Annotated in this window: 26 protein-coding genes; 10 read left to right on the top strand and 16 right to left on the bottom strand. The window is 70.0% G+C overall.

The features are described from left to right. Positions 1 to 198: 198 nt before the first annotated feature. The gene (locus ACFMRZ_RS01425) at positions 199 to 420 is read left to right on the top strand and encodes a hypothetical protein (protein ID WP_280276444.1); all 222 of its coding nucleotides are present in this window, start codon (positions 199 to 201) and stop codon (positions 418 to 420) included. 362 nt (positions 421 to 782) lie between these two features. Here the strand turns inward: ACFMRZ_RS01425 and ACFMRZ_RS01420 are convergent, their stop codons facing one another. The 6 genes from ACFMRZ_RS01420 to ACFMRZ_RS01395 all read right to left on the bottom strand — a co-directional run bounded on the left by ACFMRZ_RS01420 (position 783) and on the right by ACFMRZ_RS01395 (position 4,743). After that, a complete protein-coding gene (locus ACFMRZ_RS01420; RefSeq protein WP_400177550.1) occupies positions 783 to 1,133 on the bottom strand; it encodes a hypothetical protein in 351 nt (116 codons plus the stop codon). 12 nt (positions 1,134 to 1,145) lie between these two features. After that, entirely contained in the window at positions 1,146 to 1,481 is a 336-nt protein-coding gene (locus ACFMRZ_RS01415) for a DUF3140 domain-containing protein (RefSeq protein WP_400177549.1), read from the bottom strand. A 1,193-nt stretch (positions 1,482 to 2,674) separates the two neighbouring features. Further along, the gene (locus ACFMRZ_RS01410; protein ID WP_400177548.1) at positions 2,675 to 3,469 is read right to left on the bottom strand and encodes an RNA polymerase sigma factor SigF; all 795 of its coding nucleotides are present in this window, start codon (positions 3,467 to 3,469) and stop codon (positions 2,675 to 2,677) included. Next, entirely contained in the window at positions 3,459 to 3,863 is a 405-nt protein-coding gene (locus tag ACFMRZ_RS01405) for an anti-sigma factor (RefSeq protein WP_400177547.1), read from the bottom strand. Before ACFMRZ_RS01405 ends, ACFMRZ_RS01410 begins: the two co-directional genes overlap by 11 nt. A gap of 104 nt (positions 3,864 to 3,967) precedes the next feature. After that, positions 3,968 to 4,213: a hypothetical protein gene (locus ACFMRZ_RS01400; RefSeq protein WP_400177546.1), complete on the bottom strand. Its 246-nt coding sequence runs from the start codon at positions 4,211 to 4,213 to the stop codon at positions 3,968 to 3,970. Positions 4,214 to 4,347: 134 nt separating this feature from the next. Continuing rightward, positions 4,348 to 4,743 carry an STAS domain-containing protein gene (locus ACFMRZ_RS01395; RefSeq protein ID WP_400177545.1) on the bottom strand — a complete coding sequence of 132 codons (396 nt, stop codon included), beginning with the start codon at positions 4,741 to 4,743 and terminating at the stop codon, positions 4,348 to 4,350. A 492-nt stretch (positions 4,744 to 5,235) separates the two neighbouring features. Between ACFMRZ_RS01395 and ACFMRZ_RS01390 the strand changes: the two genes are divergently transcribed. Further along, a complete protein-coding gene (locus ACFMRZ_RS01390; protein ID WP_400177544.1) occupies positions 5,236 to 5,658 on the top strand; it encodes a hypothetical protein in 423 nt (140 codons plus the stop codon). Between the two features lie 11 nt (positions 5,659 to 5,669). Continuing rightward, complete coding sequence (locus ACFMRZ_RS01385; protein ID WP_400177543.1) at positions 5,670 to 6,062, top strand: hypothetical protein; 393 nt, start codon at positions 5,670 to 5,672, stop codon at positions 6,060 to 6,062. Between the two features lie 15 nt (positions 6,063 to 6,077). On the opposite strand, the gene ACFMRZ_RS01380 is transcribed toward ACFMRZ_RS01385, so the two are convergent. The 3 genes from ACFMRZ_RS01380 to ACFMRZ_RS01370 all read right to left on the bottom strand — a co-directional run bounded on the left by ACFMRZ_RS01380 (position 6,078) and on the right by ACFMRZ_RS01370 (position 9,944). Next, positions 6,078 to 6,926 carry an acyl-CoA thioesterase domain-containing protein gene (locus tag ACFMRZ_RS01380; RefSeq protein ID WP_400177542.1) on the bottom strand — a complete coding sequence of 283 codons (849 nt, stop codon included), beginning with the start codon at positions 6,924 to 6,926 and terminating at the stop codon, positions 6,078 to 6,080. An 80-nt stretch (positions 6,927 to 7,006) separates the two neighbouring features. Beyond that, entirely contained in the window at positions 7,007 to 9,343 is a 2,337-nt protein-coding gene (locus tag ACFMRZ_RS01375; RefSeq protein ID WP_400177541.1) for a phosphoketolase, read from the bottom strand. Between the two features lie 37 nt (positions 9,344 to 9,380). Further along, positions 9,381 to 9,944 (bottom strand): hemerythrin domain-containing protein, encoded by a 564-nt coding sequence (locus ACFMRZ_RS01370; RefSeq protein WP_280276455.1) that lies wholly within the window; start codon positions 9,942 to 9,944, stop codon positions 9,381 to 9,383. A 227-nt stretch (positions 9,945 to 10,171) separates the two neighbouring features. Here ACFMRZ_RS01370 and ACFMRZ_RS01365 point away from each other — a divergent pair, with 227 nt between their 5' ends. Further along, the gene (locus ACFMRZ_RS01365; protein ID WP_400177540.1) at positions 10,172 to 11,173 is read left to right on the top strand and encodes a PfkB family carbohydrate kinase; all 1,002 of its coding nucleotides are present in this window, start codon (positions 10,172 to 10,174) and stop codon (positions 11,171 to 11,173) included. Positions 11,174 to 11,288: 115 nt separating this feature from the next. Here the strand turns inward: ACFMRZ_RS01365 and ACFMRZ_RS01360 are convergent, their stop codons facing one another. The 3 genes from ACFMRZ_RS01360 to ACFMRZ_RS01350 form a co-directional block, all read right to left on the bottom strand. Continuing rightward, the gene (locus tag ACFMRZ_RS01360; protein WP_280276549.1) at positions 11,289 to 11,540 is read right to left on the bottom strand and encodes a CsbD family protein; all 252 of its coding nucleotides are present in this window, start codon (positions 11,538 to 11,540) and stop codon (positions 11,289 to 11,291) included. Positions 11,541 to 11,638: 98 nt separating this feature from the next. Then, positions 11,639 to 12,178 (bottom strand): DUF6328 family protein, encoded by a 540-nt coding sequence (locus ACFMRZ_RS01355; RefSeq protein WP_400177539.1) that lies wholly within the window; start codon positions 12,176 to 12,178, stop codon positions 11,639 to 11,641. Then, positions 12,175 to 12,612, bottom strand: coding sequence for a ChaB family protein (locus tag ACFMRZ_RS01350; RefSeq protein WP_400177538.1), 438 nt, complete (start codon positions 12,610 to 12,612; stop codon positions 12,175 to 12,177). The genes ACFMRZ_RS01355 and ACFMRZ_RS01350 overlap by 4 nt, the downstream gene beginning before the upstream one ends. 132 nt (positions 12,613 to 12,744) lie before the next feature. Between ACFMRZ_RS01350 and ACFMRZ_RS01345 the strand changes: the two genes are divergently transcribed. Genes ACFMRZ_RS01345 through ACFMRZ_RS01335 form a run of 3 tightly spaced genes read left to right on the top strand, consistent with a single transcriptional unit; the run spans position 12,745 to position 15,889 of the window. After that, positions 12,745 to 14,241, top strand: a complete 1,497-nt coding sequence (locus tag ACFMRZ_RS01345; RefSeq protein WP_400177537.1) for an FAD-dependent oxidoreductase — start codon at positions 12,745 to 12,747, stop codon at positions 14,239 to 14,241. Positions 14,242 to 14,275: 34 nt separating this feature from the next. Beyond that, entirely contained in the window at positions 14,276 to 15,094 is an 819-nt protein-coding gene (locus ACFMRZ_RS01340) for a BON domain-containing protein (RefSeq protein ID WP_280276550.1), read from the top strand. 27 nt (positions 15,095 to 15,121) lie between these two features. Continuing rightward, positions 15,122 to 15,889, top strand: coding sequence for a metallophosphoesterase (locus ACFMRZ_RS01335; protein WP_400177536.1), 768 nt, complete (start codon positions 15,122 to 15,124; stop codon positions 15,887 to 15,889). 12 nt (positions 15,890 to 15,901) lie between these two features. Here ACFMRZ_RS01335 and ACFMRZ_RS01330 read toward each other — a convergent pair whose 3' ends face one another. Then, positions 15,902 to 16,318, bottom strand: a complete 417-nt coding sequence (locus ACFMRZ_RS01330) for a CBS domain-containing protein (protein WP_400177535.1) — start codon at positions 16,316 to 16,318, stop codon at positions 15,902 to 15,904. Positions 16,319 to 16,430: 112 nt separating this feature from the next. On the opposite strand from ACFMRZ_RS01330, the gene ACFMRZ_RS01325 reads away from it, so the two are divergent. Continuing rightward, a complete protein-coding gene (locus ACFMRZ_RS01325) occupies positions 16,431 to 17,459 on the top strand; it encodes a glycosyltransferase (protein WP_400177534.1) in 1,029 nt (342 codons plus the stop codon). Further along, on the top strand, positions 17,459 to 17,803 hold the full coding sequence (locus ACFMRZ_RS01320) for a hypothetical protein (protein ID WP_280361974.1): 345 nt from the start codon (positions 17,459 to 17,461) through the stop codon (positions 17,801 to 17,803). Before ACFMRZ_RS01325 ends, ACFMRZ_RS01320 begins: the two co-directional genes overlap by 1 nt. Before the next feature lie 87 nt (positions 17,804 to 17,890). On the opposite strand, the gene ACFMRZ_RS01315 is transcribed toward ACFMRZ_RS01320, so the two are convergent. Continuing rightward, a complete protein-coding gene (locus ACFMRZ_RS01315; RefSeq protein WP_400177533.1) occupies positions 17,891 to 18,412 on the bottom strand; it encodes a DUF4142 domain-containing protein in 522 nt (173 codons plus the stop codon). A 402-nt stretch (positions 18,413 to 18,814) separates the two neighbouring features. On the opposite strand from ACFMRZ_RS01315, the gene ACFMRZ_RS01310 reads away from it, so the two are divergent. After that, on the top strand, positions 18,815 to 19,138 hold the full coding sequence (locus ACFMRZ_RS01310) for a hypothetical protein (RefSeq protein ID WP_400177532.1): 324 nt from the start codon (positions 18,815 to 18,817) through the stop codon (positions 19,136 to 19,138). A gap of 17 nt (positions 19,139 to 19,155) precedes the next feature. Here the strand turns inward: ACFMRZ_RS01310 and ACFMRZ_RS01305 are convergent, their stop codons facing one another. Further along, the gene (locus ACFMRZ_RS01305; protein ID WP_280276516.1) at positions 19,156 to 20,043 is read right to left on the bottom strand and encodes a helix-turn-helix transcriptional regulator; all 888 of its coding nucleotides are present in this window, start codon (positions 20,041 to 20,043) and stop codon (positions 19,156 to 19,158) included. 90 nt (positions 20,044 to 20,133) lie between these two features. Continuing rightward, positions 20,134 to 20,367: a DUF397 domain-containing protein gene (locus tag ACFMRZ_RS01300; protein ID WP_232110495.1), complete on the bottom strand. Its 234-nt coding sequence runs from the start codon at positions 20,365 to 20,367 to the stop codon at positions 20,134 to 20,136. Positions 20,368 to 20,504: the final 137 nt, after the last annotated feature.

Below are 20,504 nucleotides of genomic sequence, written 5' to 3'. Positions count from 1 at the left end.
TCGAACCCGGTGACAGATGCCCAACCGGATCCCAGATCCTGAGAAATCACAACGGTTGCCGACATGAGGCTGTGTTGCGAGACGAATTCGCGCGGAAATCTGTTTGCGGCGGTTACACGAACGTACCTTCGAACTCGGCGCCGTTGCCTGATCCATCGGCACCGGCAACGGCGCAGAAGGATGAGAAGGAGCACCGCTATGTACACTCCCGACACCGTCACCGAGGCGCCCACCCGACGGGTGACCGTCTACTTCGACGGTCCGGACCCCGGAGACGAGCTGGTGCTGGAATACGCTGCCACCCGCTCGGAGGCCTGGGAATTCGCCGCTGCCGCAGTGCACTCGGGATTGGCGGTCACGATAGACACGAAGGTGCGGCCCGGCATGCGCCCCCTGCCCTGCCGCAGCCTCTGGCACTGACCCACCGCACCCCCGTCCGTCGGGGCACGAGCCCGAAGACGTGCCCACCGGACGGATGATGAGCGGTATCCGTCCGGTGGGCGTGCCGCCGCTCGGCAGCCGCGTTGGGGTCGGAGCAGGAGGGAGTCATGGGTTTCCCGCTCGCCGCGTCCGCACGGTGCGACGGTCGGCGCTCGCCGGCAGGAGTTTTGGCGGGTTGCTGACCAGCGAGCGCACGTTTCGGAACGACGATGTTCACCGGCGGCGCCCTTCGGCGCCGCATGCGCTTACAGTACGGCCGCGCCGCTACGCCCGCGAACGGGAGCGCCCGGCTCTGGTCGTTGTCATAGACGGCCCTCGAAGTCCTTGGGACCGAACACAGTTCACGGCTCGCTCGCGCGGCTGTCGAGCCGGTAGAAACTACTCGGACCACCCTCGGCGGTCTGTTCGCGGAACACGAACGCCAGCTCCCGATCGTCGAACAGCCGGAACCATTCGTCCCACGAGACTTCGCGCAGACCGTCCTCGCGGTAACCGGGAAAATTGATTCGCAACGGCTCGGGACCCTCCGGCCGCCCCGGATCGGACGCGACCGCGGGGCGGGCGCCGCGGTGTTCGGCCCAGGAGCGGATCACGGCGGGCTCGGTGGTGACCCGGCAGCCGTCGCCGGGCTCGGGCTCCGGCAGTGCCGGGTCGAACCGCGCCGCGTCCGTGCGATCCTCGGAATCGGGCATGCGCGGCTCCTGTCACTCCGTGCGTAGGGGGTCGTGACCGATCGACATCAGTTCGTGCCGCCATCGCGGGCGACCCGCCTCCGGTTCCGGCTCGTCGCCGCGGGCATCGCGCACCCGGTCGACCACGGCGCGCATCTCGGCGGCGTCGTGCGCGTCGAGGTCGGTGCGTCGCTTGCCGAGAATCGCCAGCACCCGCTGTCCCAGCGGCGTGCCGTCGCGGTCCGGCGGCGGCTCGGTCTCGGGGCCGGCCGCATCGGTGTACAGCCAGTCCCGCAGTTCCCGTGACGACATGTTCACCGCCGTGTGGAACGCGTCCCACAGGCCGTCGTCGATGACAGATTCCGCCATGCGGTCCTCCTTTCCGCTCCCCGGCTACCCCTCGAGCACGGGCACAAACCCGCTGGTTCCCGGGCCGCGAATGCGCATGATTGCGCGAGCGATCGCCGGGTAACCGGCCCACAGCGCAGCCGGATGCGCCGGGCCGACGAGGCCCTGCCGCCGGCCGCGCGCGCCGCCCGCGCCGACATCGTGGTCACCGGCCGCGACGAGGCTCCGGCCGACAGTGTCGGGGCATTGCTGCGACACGGTTGAGGAGGTACGAGATGGACAGGGGAAACAGCAAGCACGGTCCGCGCCAAGACGAACAGCTGGCGCACGAATTGGAGGGGACGATCCGCGGCAATCGCTCCAGCCGCGCCGAGGAATGGCGCGATCCCGAGCCGCCCGCCGACGACGACCCCGAACTCTCCGCACGCCCCGAACTGACGATCCCCACTCCCACGGATCCGGTTCCCCCGGACCCGTTTTCGCCCCCGAACCCCGAGACACCCCCACCCGACCCCGTACCCGAGCCACCGGGCCCCATCCCGGAACCGGGCACGCCGGACCCCCTACCCGACCCCGGTCCGCCCGACCCGCAGCCGGGCCCCGGTGCCACGGACGCGTTCCCGAATCCCGGCGTCGGCGATCCGGTCCCCGACCACGGCCCGCAGGAACCGGTCGCCGAGCTCGGGCCACAGGGACCGATTCCGAATTCCGGTGCGCCCGAACCGCTTCCAGGCCCCGGCCCGACCGAACCATTGCCCGGCCACGACCCGCCCGACCCGGACACCGCCCCGGTTCCGGGTCCGCAGGGGCCGATGCCCAGCACCGAACCGCCCCCGCCCTACCCCGGCGCACCGGACGGCCCCTATCCCCCGCCGCAGGGTCCCGTGTCGAATACCTTTCCACCGCAACAAGATCCGATCCCACGACCGACGGCGGTAGCACCACTGCCGGGGCAGCCGCCGGATCCCCAGCCACCCCGGCCGAACCCGAATCCCGAACCGCCCCGGCCGAATCCGTATCCGGAGCCACCCCGGCCGGATCCTTACCCCGAACCGCCTCGGCCGAATCCCGAGCTGCGGGTCCGGACCCGCAGCCACCGCTCCCCGGTCCGGTACCGCACCCCACTCCGCCCGGCCCGAACCCGACCTTCGAACGCCCGCCGGAGCCGTACGATCCTGTCCCGCCCGGTCCCACCGCCCGCTGACGCGAATCCGTCAGTCGCGCAGGGCCTCGTCGCGCAGCCAGGTCAGCGTCTTGGAGAGAATGCGGGAGACATGCATCTGTGAGATGCCGAGTGCTTCGGCTATCTGGGTCTGGGTCTTTGCCTCGAAGAAGCGCATGAGCAGGACCTGCTGCTCGCGTTCGGGCAGGTCGGCGATCAGCGGCTTGACGGCCATGAACTCCTCGACCCGGTCGTAGCGCGGCTCGGCCTCGCCGAGCACCTCGCGCAGCGGCAGCGGCGTGTTCTCGCCGTCGTCACCGGAGACCGACTCCAGCGAGGACAGCTGGTAGGCGTTGCCCGCGATCAAGGCCTGCGTGACCTCCACCAGGTCCACCTCGAGTTCGGCGGCGATCTCCCGGGCCTTCGGCAGCCGGCCCAGCCGCTGCGCCAGATCATCGATGGCGCCGCCGATCGACAGCTGGATCTCCTTGGTGCGCCGGGGAACCCGCACCGCCCAGGTGTTGTCGCGGAAATGCCGGCGGACCTCGCCCATGATGGTCGGCACGGCGAACGACAGGAACGACGAGCCCCGCGTCACGTCGAAGCGGTCCACCGCCTGGACCAGCCCGACCCGGGCCACCTGCAGCAGATCGTCGAAGTTCTCGCCGCGCCCGGAGAACTTCCGGGCGATGTGGTCGGCCAGCGGCAGGCAGAGCCCGATGATCTTCTCGCGCAATGCCTCCCGCTGCGCGTCGTGCTCTCCGAGCGCCGCCAGCGCCTGGAATTCCGGTTCGATGTTGTCGTAGCTGTCACCACCGCGGTGACGCCGTCCGCGTTCATCCGCCATCGGCCTCACCTCGCGCCCGGGTGAACTCGACGACGACGGGATATCCGTTGCCGTCCGCATCGAATGATTCCGTCCGCGCGGTGATGGAATTGGTGATGGTCTGTAGCACGTGCCAGCCGAACCCGTCCTCGTCGAGCGCGTCGTCGACCGCGGCGAGGCCGGAAACCCGCACCGCCATCGCGGCATCGTCGGCGGCGAACGCACAGTCGATCTCCGAGTCGGGTACCGCCTCCGCGATCAACGCGGTGGCGATCTCGTCCAGCGCGACCCGGATGTCGGTCACCTCGTCCAGCGCGAAATCCGCGATCAGCGCCACCGTTTCCGCGAGCGCGCGCAACATGGTGAGCTGATTCAAGTCGGCCGGCACCCGGATACCCACACTCGATGTCTGCACGGGGGACCTCGAAACCCATTCGCTCATCGACACTTGCCTCTCCTCCCAACCGGTGAACCCGGCGGGGACCCACGGACCCCGACCGTTGCGCCAACCGTTCGACTTCAGGTCCATGATCCGACGTATTCCTCCCGGATGTAGGTCGGATACGGATCGGTGTGCAACGCGGCCGTGTACACGGCATGACGGACCTGCGCGCCGGTCGGCTTCGCCTGCACGATATCGGCAGCCGTGGCCCGGCCGTACACCGCCGGTCGGTCGTTCTCCGGTTTTTCGTCGGTGCCGCCTCCCCGCAGCACCCCACGATCCGTCATCCGCACCGCCGCCGACGACTCGGATCGCGAATCCACGGGCGAACCTTTCTGCTCGGGAGGCCGTTCACTGCGCGCATACCCCGAGCCCCCGCCCCGAAACCCGGCGAGCCCCACTCGCCGCGGATCCGCGGGACCGAGCCCGGCTCGATCCCGCGGTAAGACTCCGCCGACTAGGTCTCCAGCGCGGACTGCATGGTGGCGTAGAAGCGGAACAGCGGGCGCGTACCGGTGATCTCCAGTACGCGCTCGATCTCCTCGCGGCCACAGACGAGACGCAGGTCGACACCGGCCTGGGCGGCGGCGGTCTTGGCGGCGGCCAGCGACCGCGCCGATCGGATACTCAGGAATCGGGTGCGGCGCAGATCGAGGACGACCGCGTGGGTGCTGGAGCCGACGGCTTGGTCGAGGGACTTGCCGAACATCGCGGCCACGGCGGCGTCCAGCTCGCCCTCGACGCGAACGACCGTATAGTGCCGCCGCTGATCGCGAACGTGTGCCGGAGACGGCCCGACACCATCCGGATTCGCCGCATCGGTTTGACGTTGGAGAACGGCAATCGCAGACATAACTAGAGCCTCCCGTGCAATGGGCTTGCCCTGTCCGACGTGAAGATCATGACCCGAGCGGGCCGGTGAACAGCCGGTGTTCCTACTGACCGTCTGTCGCCGGCTCACGCGAACGGCCTCCGCGTGCGAACCAGGGTCGGCTGTAGTCTCAACCTGGATACAGTCTGCCACGCTATGCGCGCGCTGTCACCGCCGCGGCGCGACGAATCACTCACCGGCGTGATCGGCCCTCACCCGATTTTCACGAATATCCTTGCGGCATATCCCATTCCGTTATCCGTCCAGCCATCGAGCGATGTCCGGAAGCAATCGTTCTCGTTCCCGCATTTGCACGCACGCCGAGCCGTAAACCACCCCGTGCGGCGGGCCGCCCCCGCCCGCCCGCCGAGGCGGGCGGTGCGCTTACACAATGCACGCTCACCTGCACGAACAGCTTCGTCTCGGTATTCGAGTTCGCTTGCTAGCGTGGCCGTTTCGCGGTAGATGTTCGTGGTGACAGTCGATCGGGCGCAGTTCTCGGCGCAGCGGCGCAGTTGGGAACAGCTACCCGAGGTCACCCGGGCCGCGGTGGAGGCGCTGACGGGGCCGGTCCGGCGCGCCGAGTCGATCATCGCGGGGTTCAGCAGCCATCTCGCCGCGGTGATCGAGACCGACGCCGGGCGGACCTTCGTGAAGGGCATGCGCATCGACGACCCGGAGGTGTGGACCCAGCACCGCGAGGCCGTGCTCGGCCCGCATGTCGGCCCGATCGGACCCCGGCTGCACTGGCAGATCGCGGCCGGCGGCTGGGATCTGCTCGGATTCGAGTATGTCGCAGGGCATTTCGCCGACTACCGGGTGGACAGCGACCTCGCGGCCACCGCCGCGGCGATGGCCGCGCTGGGGCGCCTGCCCTGTCCCCCGACCTCGAACTGAAGGACGCCGAGGTGCGCTGGGGCGCCTATCTCGAGGATCCCGGCGAGGGCGCCCGGTTCGCCGGCGTGACGCTGCTGCACACCGACTGGAATTACAGCAATGTGCTGGTCGGCGAGGCCGGGGCCCGGCTGGTCGACTGGCCGTGGGCCACCCGCGGCGCGTCCTGGATCGACCCGGGATGCTGGATGGTCTGGCTGATCTTCGCCGGTCACGAACCGGCCGCCGCCGAGCGCTGGGCCGCCCGGGTACCGGCCTGGCATCGCGCCGGCGCGTCCGATCTGCGAACGTTCGCGACGGCGCTGGCCGCCGAATGGACCGCCACCGCTACCCGCAACCCCAACTTCTGGACCCACGGCCTGCGCGACGCCGCCCGGCGCTGGGCCGCGTACCGCCGGGCGATCTGACCGATCGGCCCCCGGTCAGCGCACCACCGCGCCGCCGCCGCTCGCCGCGATCACCTCGTCGAGGCGACCGGCGGTGATCTGCCGCTGCGCGTTGGCGACCGCGGTGATCAGCGCGGTGCCGAACGCGCCGTGCCGGTCGAACAGCGTCGCGGCGCCGACCGCGATCCCCTGTTCGCTGAGGTGGTTGTCGGCCTCCAGGCCGACCTCGGCGCCCAAGGGCAGGCGCGACAGCGCGACGGTTAGATCGGTATTGATGAAGCCGACGCCCGCGTCGGACCAGTTGGTCACCATGCTGGTCTGTTCCGCGGCCATCGCCGCCAGCACGAACGGCGAGAGCGCCTCCCCGGCGAGCACCGGCATCGGGCGCTGCCAGCTGCGCTTGCGGCTGGCGTTCTCGTGTTCGGAAAAGGTGCGCGACCAGCCGTTCGACCCGTCACTGCGCCACAGCGGCGCGGCCGGGCCGCTCGCGGGCGGCGCCAACTCGACCGGCGGCGGCGCGGGGTGACCGTCCCGCTTCCAGATCCGGCCCGGCGGCTCCTGCGAGGGCTGCAGGAGTACCAGCGACGCCCGCGCCGCCGGTGCGCCGTCCTGCTGCACCACCGCGTCGGCCACGCGAATGCGCTTGCCGTCGCGTACCGACGCGGTCGTCACCGACAGCGCACGCATGCGGGCGGGCTTGAACAGATCCACGGTCAGCCGAACCGGCACGAATCCGTCGGTGCTGTACTCGTTCTCCAGCGACCGGGCCAGCAGGCCGCACAGCGCCGGGCCCACGATCTGCTGCGCCGACCACTGACTGGCCGCGAGTGGCCGGGGCGTGAACGTCGCGCCCTCGGCATCGAAGTATCCGTACGATTCACTCACCGCGTCATCCTGCCCGGTCCGGTCGCCACGGCGACTGATCTTGCTCTCTCAGGCAGATATACACGCGTATGAAACCGGTTTCAATGGTGATCCGGGTCTCCGGGCCAGACCCAGTCGGTGATCTCGGGCAGGTCGGCGCCCACGCGCTCGGCGTGCACGGTATTGGCGTGCAGCAGATGCAGCAGGTGCTCACGCAGGCGCCCGAGCCGGTCGGCGAGCCGCGGCACCTGCTCCAGCACCGCCAGCGCCAGCTGATAGCGATCGATGCCGTTCATCGCGCACATCTGGAACGGGGTCGTGGTGGTGCCGTTGTCGTGGAACCCGTGCACGTGCAGTTGGTCGTGCCCGGGCCGGCGATAGGTGAGCTGGTGGATCAGCCAGGGATAGCCGTGGAAGGCGAACACCACCGGCCGGGTCGCGGTGAACAGCTCGGCGTACTGCCGATCGGGGATGCCGTGCGGGTGCCGGTCCGGCGGGAACAGCCGGGCCAGATCGACCACATTGACGAATCGAACGGCCAAGTCCGGCACCAGCTCTCGCAGCAGCGCGGCCGCGGCGAGGGCCTCCTGGGTGGGCACGTCGCCGGCGCAGGCGAGCACCGCGTCCGGCTCACCGGCGCCGTCGGTGCTCGCCCAATTCCACACGCCCAGGCCGTGGGCCACGTGCTCGGCGGCGCGTTCGTCGGAAAGATATTGCAGCGCAGGCTGTTTCCCCGCCACCACCACATTGACCCGGCCGCGCCCGCGCAGGCAGTGGTCGAAGACGTGCAGCAGGCAGTTGGCGTCGGGCGGCAGATACACCCTGCCCACCTCCGGGCGCTTGCTCAGCACATGGTCGATGAAGCCGGGATCCTGATGCGAGGCGCCGTTGTGGTCCTGGCGCCACACGTGCGAGGTCACCAGGTAGTTGAGGCTGGGAATCGTTGTGCGCCAATGATATCGGGAGGCCTCGCGCAGCCATTTGGCATGCTGCACCACCATCGAGTCGACGATGTGGGCGAAGGCCTCGTAGGTGGAGAACACCCCGTGGCGGCCGGTCAGCAGATATCCCTCCAGCCAGCCCTGGCACAGGTGCTCCGACAGCACCTCGAACACCCGGCCGTCGGGCGCCAGCTGCTCGTCGGCGGGTCCGGGCTCGAGCTGCCAGCGCCGCCCGGTCACCTCGAGCACCGCGTCCAGGCGGTTGGAGGCGTGCTCGTCGGGCGAGAAGAACAGCATCCGGCGGGGATTGGCGGTCAGGGTGTCGCGCAGGTACCGGCCCAGCACCTTCGTCGCCTCCGCATGCCGGGTCGCGGGCGCGCCCACGTCCACGGTGTGCGCGGCCACGTCGGGCAACCGCAGGTCCACGCTGTCGCGGGCGTGCGCGACCGGGTTCGCGCTCATCCGCAGTTCCCCTTCCGGGCACAGCTTCCGCACCGCCGCGACCGGCGCGCCGTCCGCGCCGAACAGCTCCTCCGGATGGTACGAGCGCAGCCATTCCTCCAGCAGCGCACGGTGATACGGATTGTCGTGCACCGCGTCCAGCGGGATCTGGTGTGAGCGCGCGGTGCCCTCCACCGCGACCCCGTTCACCCGGGCCGGGCACGTCCAGCCCTTCGGCGTCTCCAGGATGATCGCGGGCCGCTCGGTGCGCGCGCCCGCACGGATGTCGTCGATGCGCTCGAAGGCGGACTCCAGCGCGGCCGCGTACTGTTCGTGCACCTTGACCGGATGGTCGCCGGCCACCACGGTCGGCGCCCAGCCGTGCGCGCGCAGCAACGCCGTGACGTCGTCGCGGCGCATCCGGCCGAGCACGGTCGGGTTGGCGATCTTGTATCCGTTGAGATGCAGGATCGGCAGCACCGCGCCGTCCTGGGTCGGATGCAGGAAGGCCGGGGCGTTCCAGCTCGTCGCCAGCGGGCCCGTCTCGGCCTCGCCGTCGCCGATCACGCAGACCGCGATGAGATCCGGATTGTCCAGCACCGCACCGGTCGCGTGGGCCAGCGAATAGCCCAGTTCACCGCCCTCGTGGATGGAGCCCGGCAGGTGCGGCGAGGCATGGCTGGGCACGCCGCCGGGGAAGGAGAACTGCCGGAACAGCTCGCGCATCCCCGCCGCGTCGCGCGCCGCGCCCGGATGCCGGGCGCCGTAGCTGCCCTCGAGCCAGGCGGCCGCGTTCAGTCCGGCCGCGCCGTGCCCCGGGCCCGCGACGAACAGGACCGACCGGTCGTCCCGCAGGATCAGCCGGTTCAGGTGCGCGTAGGTCAGGGTCAGCCCCGGCACGGTGCCCCAGTGCCCGAGGAGGCGACGCTTCAGGTGCTCGGGTCGCAGGGGCTCGGTGAGGAGCGGATTGTCCAGCAGATACAGCTGTCCGGCCGACAGGTAGTTCGCCGCCCGCCACCACGCGTCGACGGCCTCGAGATCATTCGCGTTCGCCACCGCAACCACCACTCCTCATCTCCGTTCCCGTGACCGATCAGCCGCGGGTCTTGCGCACCCAGTCGCGCACGGTGTCGCGCACGCGGTCGAAGATCGCCAGCGGCGGGCCGGCCAGCAGGTTGGCGGGCCCCGACGAGCCCGCGGCCGGATGCGGCCGGGTGGGCGCGGTCGCCTCGGCCATCTGCACGGCGGTCGCCAGGCCCGCCCGCTCGGCCGCGGACGAGTCCTCGCGCAACCGCTCGAACTCCTCCCGCTCCTCGTGCTCGGCATGATCGATGACGGCCGTGGCGAAGGCGTCGAACTTCGCGTCGAAGTCGCGGTGCTCGACCCCGAGGTCGTGCAGTTCGGCGAGGGCCTGCTTGGCCTTCTCCTCCTCGCGCAGCCGGCTTTCCACGACGTGGTCGGCGACGTACACCCGGCGCGCCGCCGGATGGATGACCTCCTCCTCGGCGCTCTCGTGCACCGCGAGCAACCGCACGAGGTCCTCGAACGGCTCCCGTTTGCCCGCGCCGTCGGCCGCGCGCACCTGGTCGATCAGTTGCCTGATCTGGTTGTGCTGGGCCTTCAGCAGTTCCACGACGTCCTGTTGCTCGGTGGGCATGGTCGGATCACTCCTCGTCTCGGGGATCGGTTCCCACTCGGGCCGTACCCGGGTCCGCGCCTCTCACACCCGGCGATTCACCGGCAGTTTCGATCGGGGTACCGGGGGCATGCCGAGCACAGGAGCGCCGTCGTGATCGGCGAGAAACCCCGCCGATCTCGTCCGGAGCGCCGGGGTGACAGCCGTTTTCCGTTGCGCCACTTGCGGTTTCGTCAAGGAGGTAGGCCATGACCCGATCCGGACCACTGGTGGTGGTCGGGGACGTCCTGCTCGACATCGACATCACGGGCCGGGCCGACCGCGCCGGACCCGGCGCCGCGGTGCCGGTGGTGGATTTCGTCTCGCGCCGAACCCGGCCCGGCGGCGCGGGTCTCGCCGCCCTGCTCGCGGCGGCCGCGACGCCCGAGGTGGTGCTGGTGGGCGCGTTCGGCGGCGACGCGGGAGCCGAGCGACTGCGGCGGCTGCTGGCCGGCCGGGTCCGCGTCACCGAACTGTTGCTGCACGGCAGCACCGTGCGGCGGCAGCGGGTCCGCACGCTCGGCGGGTCCGCGCCGACGCACGCACCCGACGGCCCCGCCACGGACCGAGCCGCGGAGTCGTCCGCGCCGCGCGCGCGAGCGCCGGCAGCGGTGGCGCGAGTTCTTTCGGGCAGCGGGCGTGCGGGCACCGATCCGCTGCCCGGTTCGGCCCGCGCCGCCCTGCGCTCGGCGGGGGCGATCCTGGTTGCCGATCACGGGCGCGGCGTCACCGCGCATCCGGAACTTCGCGCCCTGCTCGCCCAGCGGGCCCGGCAGGTCCCGATCGCCTGGGCCCCGCATCCGTACGGAAGCACGCCGGTTCCGGGCGTGGCGCTGGCGACGCCGGACCGCTCCTATGCCGCGGCACTGGTCCCCGGCCCGTTCGATTCCGGCATTCGGGCGCGGGAACTGGTGCGGCGCTGGGAATCTCGTTCCGTCGCGGTGACGCTCGGCGCGCACGGCGCGGTGTTCTACCGGCACGGTGCGCGCGCGTACTTCCCGATTCCGGTGCCGCGACAGCTGTATGTGCACGGCAGCCCGGACGCGTACGGCGCGGGCGACATGTTCGCCGTCACGGCCGCGACGGCCCTGCACACCGGTCACGGCCTCGCCTACGCCGTGCGCCGCGCGGTCGAGTCCGCGGCCGAATTCGTCTGGGCCGGAGCCGTTTCCGGCACTCCCCCGGTACGTGATCTGCAACAGCACGCCTGAGCCGGGACCGGCTTCTCGAATCCCACGGTGCGGCACAGTCTTTCGGTCCCCCGAACAGGACAGTTGCCCGGCCGGTCGGCCGGGCAACTGTCGTATGCGGCGGAAGACGCCTGGGTCAGCGGTCACCCCGCTGGTAGGCGCGCTGGCGCTCCTCGTCGGCCTCCGCCTTGGCGCGCTCCTTCTCCGCCTGCGCCTCGCGCTTGGCGGCCTCGCGCTGGGAGTCGGCCCGATCCTGCTGGGAGCGGCCCTCCTCGCGCAGCTCGTTGTTGCCGAGCAGAGCGCCCGCGGTCTCCTTGGCCTTGCCCTTGGCACCCTCGACGACGCCCTCGATGCCTTCCTGAGCGCCACCCTTGTCGTGTTCGGACATGACATTCACCTCCAGAATGTCGGTATCACTGACGTTTTCGGCCTACCCGGGCTCATCGGGACGAAACATGCTGCGCACCAGCGTGATTCATCCCACGATCAGCTCTCCGTATCGGACGGACCGGTCCCCCTGCGCTGCTGCCACGGATGCACCACCCAGACGACCACGAACAGCAGCGCGAACGCCGATCCCGCCGCCGTACCCGCGGGCAGTCCCGCCACCACGTCGAAGATCAGCACCGCGACGCCCGTCAACGCCAGGCCGAGCAACGCCAAGCCCGCGATCGCGAACCGATGGGCCGCCGTCACCGCCCGTTCCAGCCGATGCCGCCGGAACAGGATGCGATGCGCCGACACCGGCGCCACCAGAAAGACCGTCGCAGCGATCGACGCCGCCACGGTGGCCAGGTACAGCCACCGCATCGGCGTCGACAACAATTCCTCGAACCGGGACTGGAACGGCAGGGTCAGCAAGAAGCCGGTGAGCAGCTGCACCCCGGTCTGCACGACGCGGGTCTCCTGAATGAGCGTGGACCAGTTGCGATCCAGCCGCTGTGTGGGTGTTTCGTGCCGCGCCTGCCAGTTCCATGTCCCATCCCGTTCGGCCGGTGCGCTGCCCGCGGCACCGGCCGCGGTCACTCCGGTGCTCGCTTTCCGCGACCGCGGGACCGCGCCCGGCGGTTGTACCTCTCGATGGCCTCCACCAGCTGGTCCTTGGTCATCTTCCAGCGGCCGGAGATCTCCAGCCGCCCGGCGATGTCGAGCAGGTGCTGCTTGGAGGCATTGGCGTCCACGCCCTCGGCCGTGCGGCCGGAGGCGTTCGGCCCGCCGCTCTCGGCGCGCTCGTCGGACGGGCCGCGGCGCTGTTTCGCCTCCCAGTGGTCGCCGACCTTCTCGTAGGAATGCTCGAGGGCGGCGTACGCCACCCGGTGCGCCCGCTGTTCGCTGCCGTATTCGCGCAGCGCGGAATCATGCGTCTCGGCAAAGATCCGCTGTGCGTGTTCGTCGGATTTGCGCAGCGTGCTGGGCAACTCGGTGGCCTTGGGCGCGCCGCGCTGATCGGTTTTCGGCATCATCGCCCCTTTCACTGATAGGACTGGCCGCGTCGCATTGTTCGCGTACCCGCACCGCGGGCGGCCAATCGGCAATTCGCAGGTCCACCCGCCCGCGACGTTTCGGACCGCACCTCCCGGCTATCCGGACGCATGACTTCGATCTGGCTGCACAAGACCCGTCCCCCGGCGCATCCACCCCTCACCCCGGGCCGCCGCTTCGACGTCCTCGTGGTCGGCGGTGGCCTCACCGGCCTGACCACCGCGCTGCTGCTGGCCGAGCAGGGCGTGTCGGCCGCGGTGCTGGAGGCCCGCCGCCTCGGCGCGGTGACCACCGGGAACACCACCGGCAAGATCAGCCTGCTGCAAGGCACGCGCGCGAGTTCGATCGGCCGCAAGCACGGCATCGCCTTGCTGCACGACTACCTGACCGCCAATCGCGAGGCCCAGCATTGGCTGCTGCGCTACTGCGAGGACCACGGCATCGCCGTGCAGCGCGAACCCGCGTACACCTACGTCCAGACCCCCGACGGCACCGACCTGATCCGCGCCGAACTGGACCTCACCCGCAAGGCCGGGCTGCCGACCACCTTCACGACCGACCTGGACGTGCCGTTCCCGAACCACGGCGCGGTGCGGCTGGACGACCAGGCCCAACTCGACGCCATCGAGGTGATCGATGCGCTGGCCGCCGACCTGGACGCGCGCGGCGTGCCGATCTTCGAGGAGACCCGGGTCCAAGGCCGAGCCTCGGATTCCGGCCCCGATCACGTCCTGCACACCGACCACGGCGACGTCGCCGCCGGCACCGTCGTACTGGCCACCGGCACACCGATTCTCGACCGCGGCGGCTTCTTCGCCCGCGTCACCGCACAGCGTTCCTACGCCGCCGCGTTCCGCGTCTCGGAGCCGATACCCCGCGGTATGTACCTCAGTGCCGACGACCCGACCCGCTCGGTGCGGTACGCGCCGACGCCGGAGGGCACCCTGCTGCTGGTGGGCGGCAGCGGCCACACCGTCGGCCGCACCAGGTCCGCCCGAGCGCACGCCGACGACGTGGTCGACTGGACCCGCACCTGGTTCCCCTCCGCCGAACCGCTGTACCGCTGGTCGGCCCAGGACTACCGCGCCGGCGCCCAGCTGCCCTACGCCGGTCCCATCCTGCCCGGCAACCATCGCATCCTGGTCGCCACCGGTTACGCCAAGTGGGGTCTGACCAACGCCGTCGCGGCCGCGCACGTGCTCACCGCCGACGTGGTCGGCAAGCGCCCGTCGTGGGCGCACGCGTTCACCACCTGGAGTCCGCGTGAGCTGGCCGCGCTGCCCGCCCTGCTGCGCGACAACGGCGCTGTGGGAGCACAACTTTCGGCCGGCTGGGCCACCGCGCTGGCGTCGAAGAAGGACCAGCAGGGGCCGCCGCCGGAAGGCGCCGGCCGCGTCGAGCGCCGCGGGCTCACCCCCACCGCGGTCAGTACCGTCGACGGCCGGACCCGCAGCATCTCGGCGGTCTGCCCGCACCTGGGCGGCATCCTCGCCTGGAACGACGCCGAGCACACCTGGGACTGCCCGCTGCACGGCTCCCGCTTCGCCGCCGACGGCACCCTGCTCGAGGGCCCGGCCACGCACCCGGCGACCGGCGGCAACGATTAGCCGGAACCTCGCAGGGTAGGTCCCCACCATGGTCATGACCATCGAGCAGCTGTTGCGGACCCTCACCCGGGTCGTCAACACGCTGCTGGCAGCCGAGATCCCGTTCGCGGTCGCGGGCGGGTGCGCCGTGTATGCCCGCGGCGGACCGCCGTCGGACCACGATGTCGACATCTTCGTCAAGCCCCCCGACGTCGGCCGCGCCTGCCGGGCGCTCACCGAGGCGGGCCTGCGTACGGTCGATCCGGCCGAAGACTGGCTGACCAAGGCATACGATGGAGACACCCTGGTGGACTTGATCTTCCGGCCCAACTACCGCCCCGTCAACGACGCGCTGCTCGGCCGGACGACCTGGATGCGGATCGGTCCCACCGCGGCGCCCGTGGTCAGCGGCACCGATTTGATGGTCGACAAGCTCATGGTGCTCGATCCGCACCGACTGGATCTCACCGGACTGCTGCGCATCGCCCGCGGGCTGCGCGAGCAGGTGGACTGGCCGCGGGTCCGAGAGGAGACCGAGATGTCACCGTACGCGCGGGCATTCCTCGGCCTGCTGGACGACCTGGGCGTCAGCAACAAAGGAGACATGATGACCGATCCGGACAGTGACATGTTGCCGCAATACCTGGTGGCGAACCTGCGCCGCGCCTTCGCCGAGGACCCGCGCACCGCGGAACTCGGTGTGCAGGTGACGATTCGAGGCGACGTGGTGGTACTCAGCGGAGAAGTCGCCAGCGCACAGTGCCGCGAGCACCTGCGGGAGGTCGTCCACGAGCACGTCCCGAAACTCCGGGTGCACAACGATGTTCGCGTCACCAGTCACGCGGCCCCGACCGGTCGCGAGCAGCTGGACTGAAAACTCTTCGGCCACAGGAGGTTCACCATGCGCATAGCCGCGGTAGGCGACGTCCATCTCGGTACGGACTCGGCCGGGCTGCTTCGCCCGGCCCTGGACGAACTTCCCCGCTGCGCCGACGTGCTGCTGCTCGCCGGTGACCTCACCCGGCACGGCACCCTCGACGAGGCCCGGGTCGTCGCCGAGGAATTCCAGGATGTGGGCGTCCCGGTGATCGCGGTGCTCGGCAACCACGACCATCACAGCGATGCCCAGCGCGAGATCGGCACGCTCCTCACCGAGCACGGCATCAGCGTGCTCGAGGGCACCGCCGCGACCGTCACCATCGACGGGCACACCCTGGGGGTAGCGGGCACCAAGGGCTTCGGCGGCGGCTTCGCGGGCAAGTGCGCCAGCGTCTTCGGCGAACGCATCATGCGCGAATTCGCCTCGCACACTGTCGATCTCGCCGATTCGCTGCGGGTGGCACTGCGCGGGCTCGACACCGATGTGACGGTGGCGCTCACGCACTACTCCCCCGTCAGCGACACGCTGCACGGCGAGCCGCGCGAGATCTACCCGTTCCTCGGCTCGTATCTGCTCGGGGAGGCGATCGACGAGGGCGGCGTGGACCTGGCGCTGCACGGCCACGCGCACGCCGGGTGCGAGAGCGGCACCACGCCGGGCGGCGTCCGGGTGCGCAATGTCGCCCAGCCGGTCATCCACGCCGCCTTCGCGGTCTACGAACTGACCGTTCCGGGCGACGAGGCTCCCGCATCGCGGTTCACGACCGAAGCCGCGGGCGCCCGGTCCTGACGCCGTGCGGCGTCACTCCTCCGACACCGCCGCGACGACCTTCCCGGCTTCCGGATTGTCCAGTGCGCGTGCCACATCGGCCTGCGCGACGATGCCCACCAAGCGGTCGCCGTCAAGCACCGGCACGCGGCGCACCTGGCGCTCGGCCATCACCGCGCACACCGTGGACACGTCGTCGTCGGCGCGCACCACGATCGGTGTGCCCTCGGCGAGTTCACCGGCGTCCACCCCGAGCGGATCCTTGCGCCGGGCGATCACCTTCACCACAATGTCGCGGTCGGTCAGCATGCCCTTCAGCCGGCCGTCCTCGCCGCAGATCGGCAGCGCACCGACATCCAGATCGGCCATCATGCGGGCCGCCTCGGTTACGGTGTCGCTGGACCGGACGCATTGCACGTCCGGCGTCATGAGGTCGCGTGCGGTGGTCATCGGAACCTCCTAGCCTCGAGTGGACCTCGTCTTCGTTCCCCGCCTACCCGGCCTGCACCCGCGTACACCATCCGAACGGTTTCATCCCGCGGTCGCCGGGCACCCGGCCGATATGAGCGCTCCCGCCGAACCACCCGCAGCGCCGCTGAACGTGCTGGTCTGGCACGTCCACGGACCTTGGACGACCTCCTTCGTACAAGGTCCGCACCGCTACCTGCTGCCGACGGACCCGGCGCTGGGCGAATGGGCGCTGGGCCGCGGCGGGCGAGCGTGGCCGGATCGCGTGGTCGAGGTCGCGCCGGCGGATCTCGCCGCCGCCGAGGTCGATGTCGTCGTGCTCCAGCGCCCCGGTGAGTTCGACCTGGCCCGGGAGTGGCTCGGGCGGGCGCCGGGCACCGAGATCCCCGCGGTCTACGTCGAGCACAACACACCCGCCGAGCACGCCGCGCTCTCCCGCCACCCGCTCGCCGATCGCACCGACATCCCCTTGGTGCACATCACCCACTTCAATCGGCTGATGTGGGACAACGGCCGCTGCCCGACCGAGGTGATCCCGCACGGCGTACCCGACCCCGGACATCTGTACACCGGGGAATTGGCGCGGGTGGCCACGATCGTCAACGAGCCGGTACGACGTCGGCGCATCGCCGGAACCGATCTGCTCGGCCCGCTGTCCGCCGCGGCGCCGGTCGACGTCTTCGGTGCCGGCACCGACGATGCGGGCGCGGCGGTGGGCCAGCCGACCGGCCGGGTGTGCGGCCTGGGCGAGCTGGAACAGCCTGCGCTGCACCGAGAATTGGGGCGGCACCGCGTGTACGCGCACACCGCGCGCTGGACCTCGCTGGGCGTGTCGGTGATCGAGGCGATGTACCTCGGCATGCCCATCGTGGCCGTCGGCACCACCGAGACCGCCACCGCCATTCCCGCGGACGCCGGCGTGGTGTCCACCGATCCCGACATCCTCGCCGAAGCGATCCGCCAGTTCCTCGCCGAACCGGTCTTCGCCGAGATCACCGGCAAATCCGCGCGGCAGTGGGCACAGGCCAATTTCGGAATCGATGAATTCGTCCGCCGCTGGGATCGACTGCTGTCCGGCCTGGCCGGCGACCGCACCACCCTCGCACAGGAAGGACAGCGCTGATGTCCCACATTCCGAAAGAACCGACCGGTGCCACCTTTTCCGACGCGCCCGGATCCGGCCGCCGGCGCCGCTACTCCCCCGACACCAAGCGCACCAGTCGTTCCCGTGCCGGTGAGTCGGTCGCCGACGCCCGCAACTGGCCGGGTCTGACACTGCTGGGCATCGGGCTCGTCGCGCTGGCGGCCACGCTCACCGCCGCGGGTTACGGCTTCGGCGGCTGGGCCGTGGTGGGAGCGGTGGTCACCGCGGTCTGCCTGGTCGCGGGCGTCGCCCTGGTCGCCGCGGAGCACCGCCGCGTCCGGGCCCGCGCGGGCGACCAGCTGCGCGATCCCGGCGGCCACTGACGCTGCGCTACAGCGCTTTTCGCCCCGTCGCCGCTCGAACAGACACGGACCGCCGGTGGTTCCGGCGGTCCGCGTCGTCGGGTCGACTCAGCACTTCGCGAGCGCCGCCCGCACCTCGGTCAGGTGTTCTTCCACGAGGGGCGTGGCCTGCTCCGCCACCCCGCGCACGTCCGGCGCCCCGCCCGCCGCCAGTTCCTGCTGTCCGTTCTGCAAGGCGGCGAGATGGCCCTGCTCCTGCATCCGCAACCACGCGATGTCGAAATCGCGGCCGGTCCGCGGAGCGGTGTCCGCGAGCGATTGCGTCTGAGCGGAATTCGGCAGCGCCGGGAGCGCCACACCGTTGCGCGCGGCCGTCGCGGTCACCATCTGGTCGAGTCGCATATGGTCGGCGACCAAGGCGGGCGCCAGTTGCCGCACGGCGGGGCACGACGACATCGCGGTGGCGCGCCCGCCCGCGGCGATCTCGGTGAGATGACTCTGATGCGCCGCGATCAGAAAATCTCGGTCCGGTTGCGCCAGCGCGGCTTCCGCGTGCGCCGCTCCCGCGGCGCCGAAGCCGGCGGCCAGCACCGACACTCCCGCGATCAGGGCTCGTCGCAGCGTTGGCATGCTACCTCCTTGTGTCGAAACGGGTTCCCCCGCTTCGCGATTGCCCAGGATCGTCGTCGATACGCGCGGCTCGCCCCGGGAAAATTCGGTGAATTCGCCCGGCCGCGGGCGGGTTCCGGGTAGGTCCGCAAATACTTGGAACCGGACACCAAGATCGGCACGACCACCTCGCACGCGGACCCACCGGGCGTCATCGCCGCTATCCAGCTCGCGTATAGCAGGCCGGTAAACTCCGTCACAAAGTTGCGAATTTTCCATCCAACTGATGACGCGGCAACGAATAGCAACTACTCAGCACTCGAAATGCGCTCTGCGAGTGCGTATTCGATGTTGCAGATGTACTTGCATATGCTCGCTACACCGACTTAGACTCGACGTGCAAGGCAGTACAGGGGACTACCAGTGAGCCGTCAGGTGAACCGGAGGTCAATTCTCACCATCGGTTCAACTCACGGCCGGGCGTCAGGGGCTCGAATGAACCAGCCAATGGGTCTCGGCCGACTCGGACTTATCGATAGAGGCCGGGCCGAGGAACATAACTACTCGCGGGAAACCGCGACACGATTCGTCATCAACGCGGTCGAGTCCACCGGGGCGGCCACGCGTGACGACTTCGATATCGACCGCATCGTCGCAACCGCGCACGCACAGGTGAACGATTGGGATTTCCACTCGATGCACCCGGAAGCGTTCTGGCGTATCGCTTCCAGTTTCATCCGGCAGTGACGGTACAGCCGCCTCGTCTACAGCGAGGCGGCCGCTTCCTTCATCACGACGCGCGACCGGGCCGGCGCCTCGGCCTGCACGCTCAGCCGGTCCATGACCTGCCGATAGAGTTCCAGGTCCTGCGCCCGATCCAGATATAAGGCGCTGGTCAGCTGCTCCATGTAGATGATGTCGGGCAATTCCGGCTCGGCGAACCGGAGCATGGTGAACGAACTACCCGCCGCCGCATGGCCTCCGGCGGCGTACGGCAGGATCTGAATCGTCACGTTCGGGCGGTTCGACACCTCGATCAGATGCTCGATCTGCGCCCGCAGCACCTCGTTACCGCCGATCGGCCGGTGCAGGACGGCCTCGTCCAGCACCGCCCACAGGGTGGGCCCGCCGCGCCGATCGAGGATCTGCTGGCGACGCTTGCGCAACTCCACGCGCCGCGCCGTCTCGGAGTTCTCGTGGCCGAGCGCGACGACCGCGCGCATGTACTCCTCGGTCTGCAACAGACCCGGAACCAGTTGGCCCTCGAAGGTTCTGATCGACTTGGCCGCGTGTTCGAGGCCGAGGTAGGTCTCGAACCAGGGTGGCAGCAGGTCGCTGTAACGATGCCACCAGCCCGGCTGATTCGCGTTGCGCACCAGCTCGAGGAACATCTCGCGCTGGTCGGGATCGTCGACGCCGTAGAGCGACAGCAGATCCCGAATATCGCGTTCCTTGAACCCGGTTCGCCCGAGTTCCAGGCGGCTGATCTTGGCGTGCGAGCCACGAATATGCTCGCCCGCGGCCTCACGGGTGATATTGGCATCCTCGCGGAGTCGGCGGAGCTGCCCACCGACCGCGATCCGCAGCGCGGTCGGACCACGGTCGGCGACAAGCGATTCCGCGTGGCCGATCCGGACGGGTTGACCGATCATGAGTCCTACTCCGATGCTCGACGATCATCGGCAGTGAGGTCACAACCAACCCGTCGCAGACCGCACCGCGCCGGTTGCCAATGTTACCGCTCAGCTCGCCAGGTCGTCGAATTCCCCACTCTTCGCGCCGCGCAGGAACGCATCGATTTCCGGGCGCGTATAGACCAGAACTGCGCCTTCGGGGTCCCGGGAATTGCGAACGGCGACCAGACCGTTCGCGAGATCGGCCACTTCGACGCAGTTTCCGCTCGGGTTGCTGAACGTGCTCTTGCGCCAACTCAGATCGGATGGGCGACCAACGCCCATCGCCGTCGTATCGGTCATTGCTGTCTCCCTGCTCGGTGTCGCTGACTCCGCCGCCAGGTGCCGCGGGGTCGGTGTTTGCATATGTTCGCGCAAATGTTCTTACAGTTGAAACCGACACTCAGACGATAGCACGCCAGTTGCCGACGATCGAGACT

It is taken from the genome of Nocardia sp. N2S4-5 (assembly GCF_044628355.1).
GTDB classification, from domain to species: domain Bacteria; phylum Actinomycetota; class Actinomycetes; order Mycobacteriales; family Mycobacteriaceae; genus Nocardia; species Nocardia wallacei_B.
This window is presented reverse-complemented; position numbering and strand designations above follow the sequence as displayed.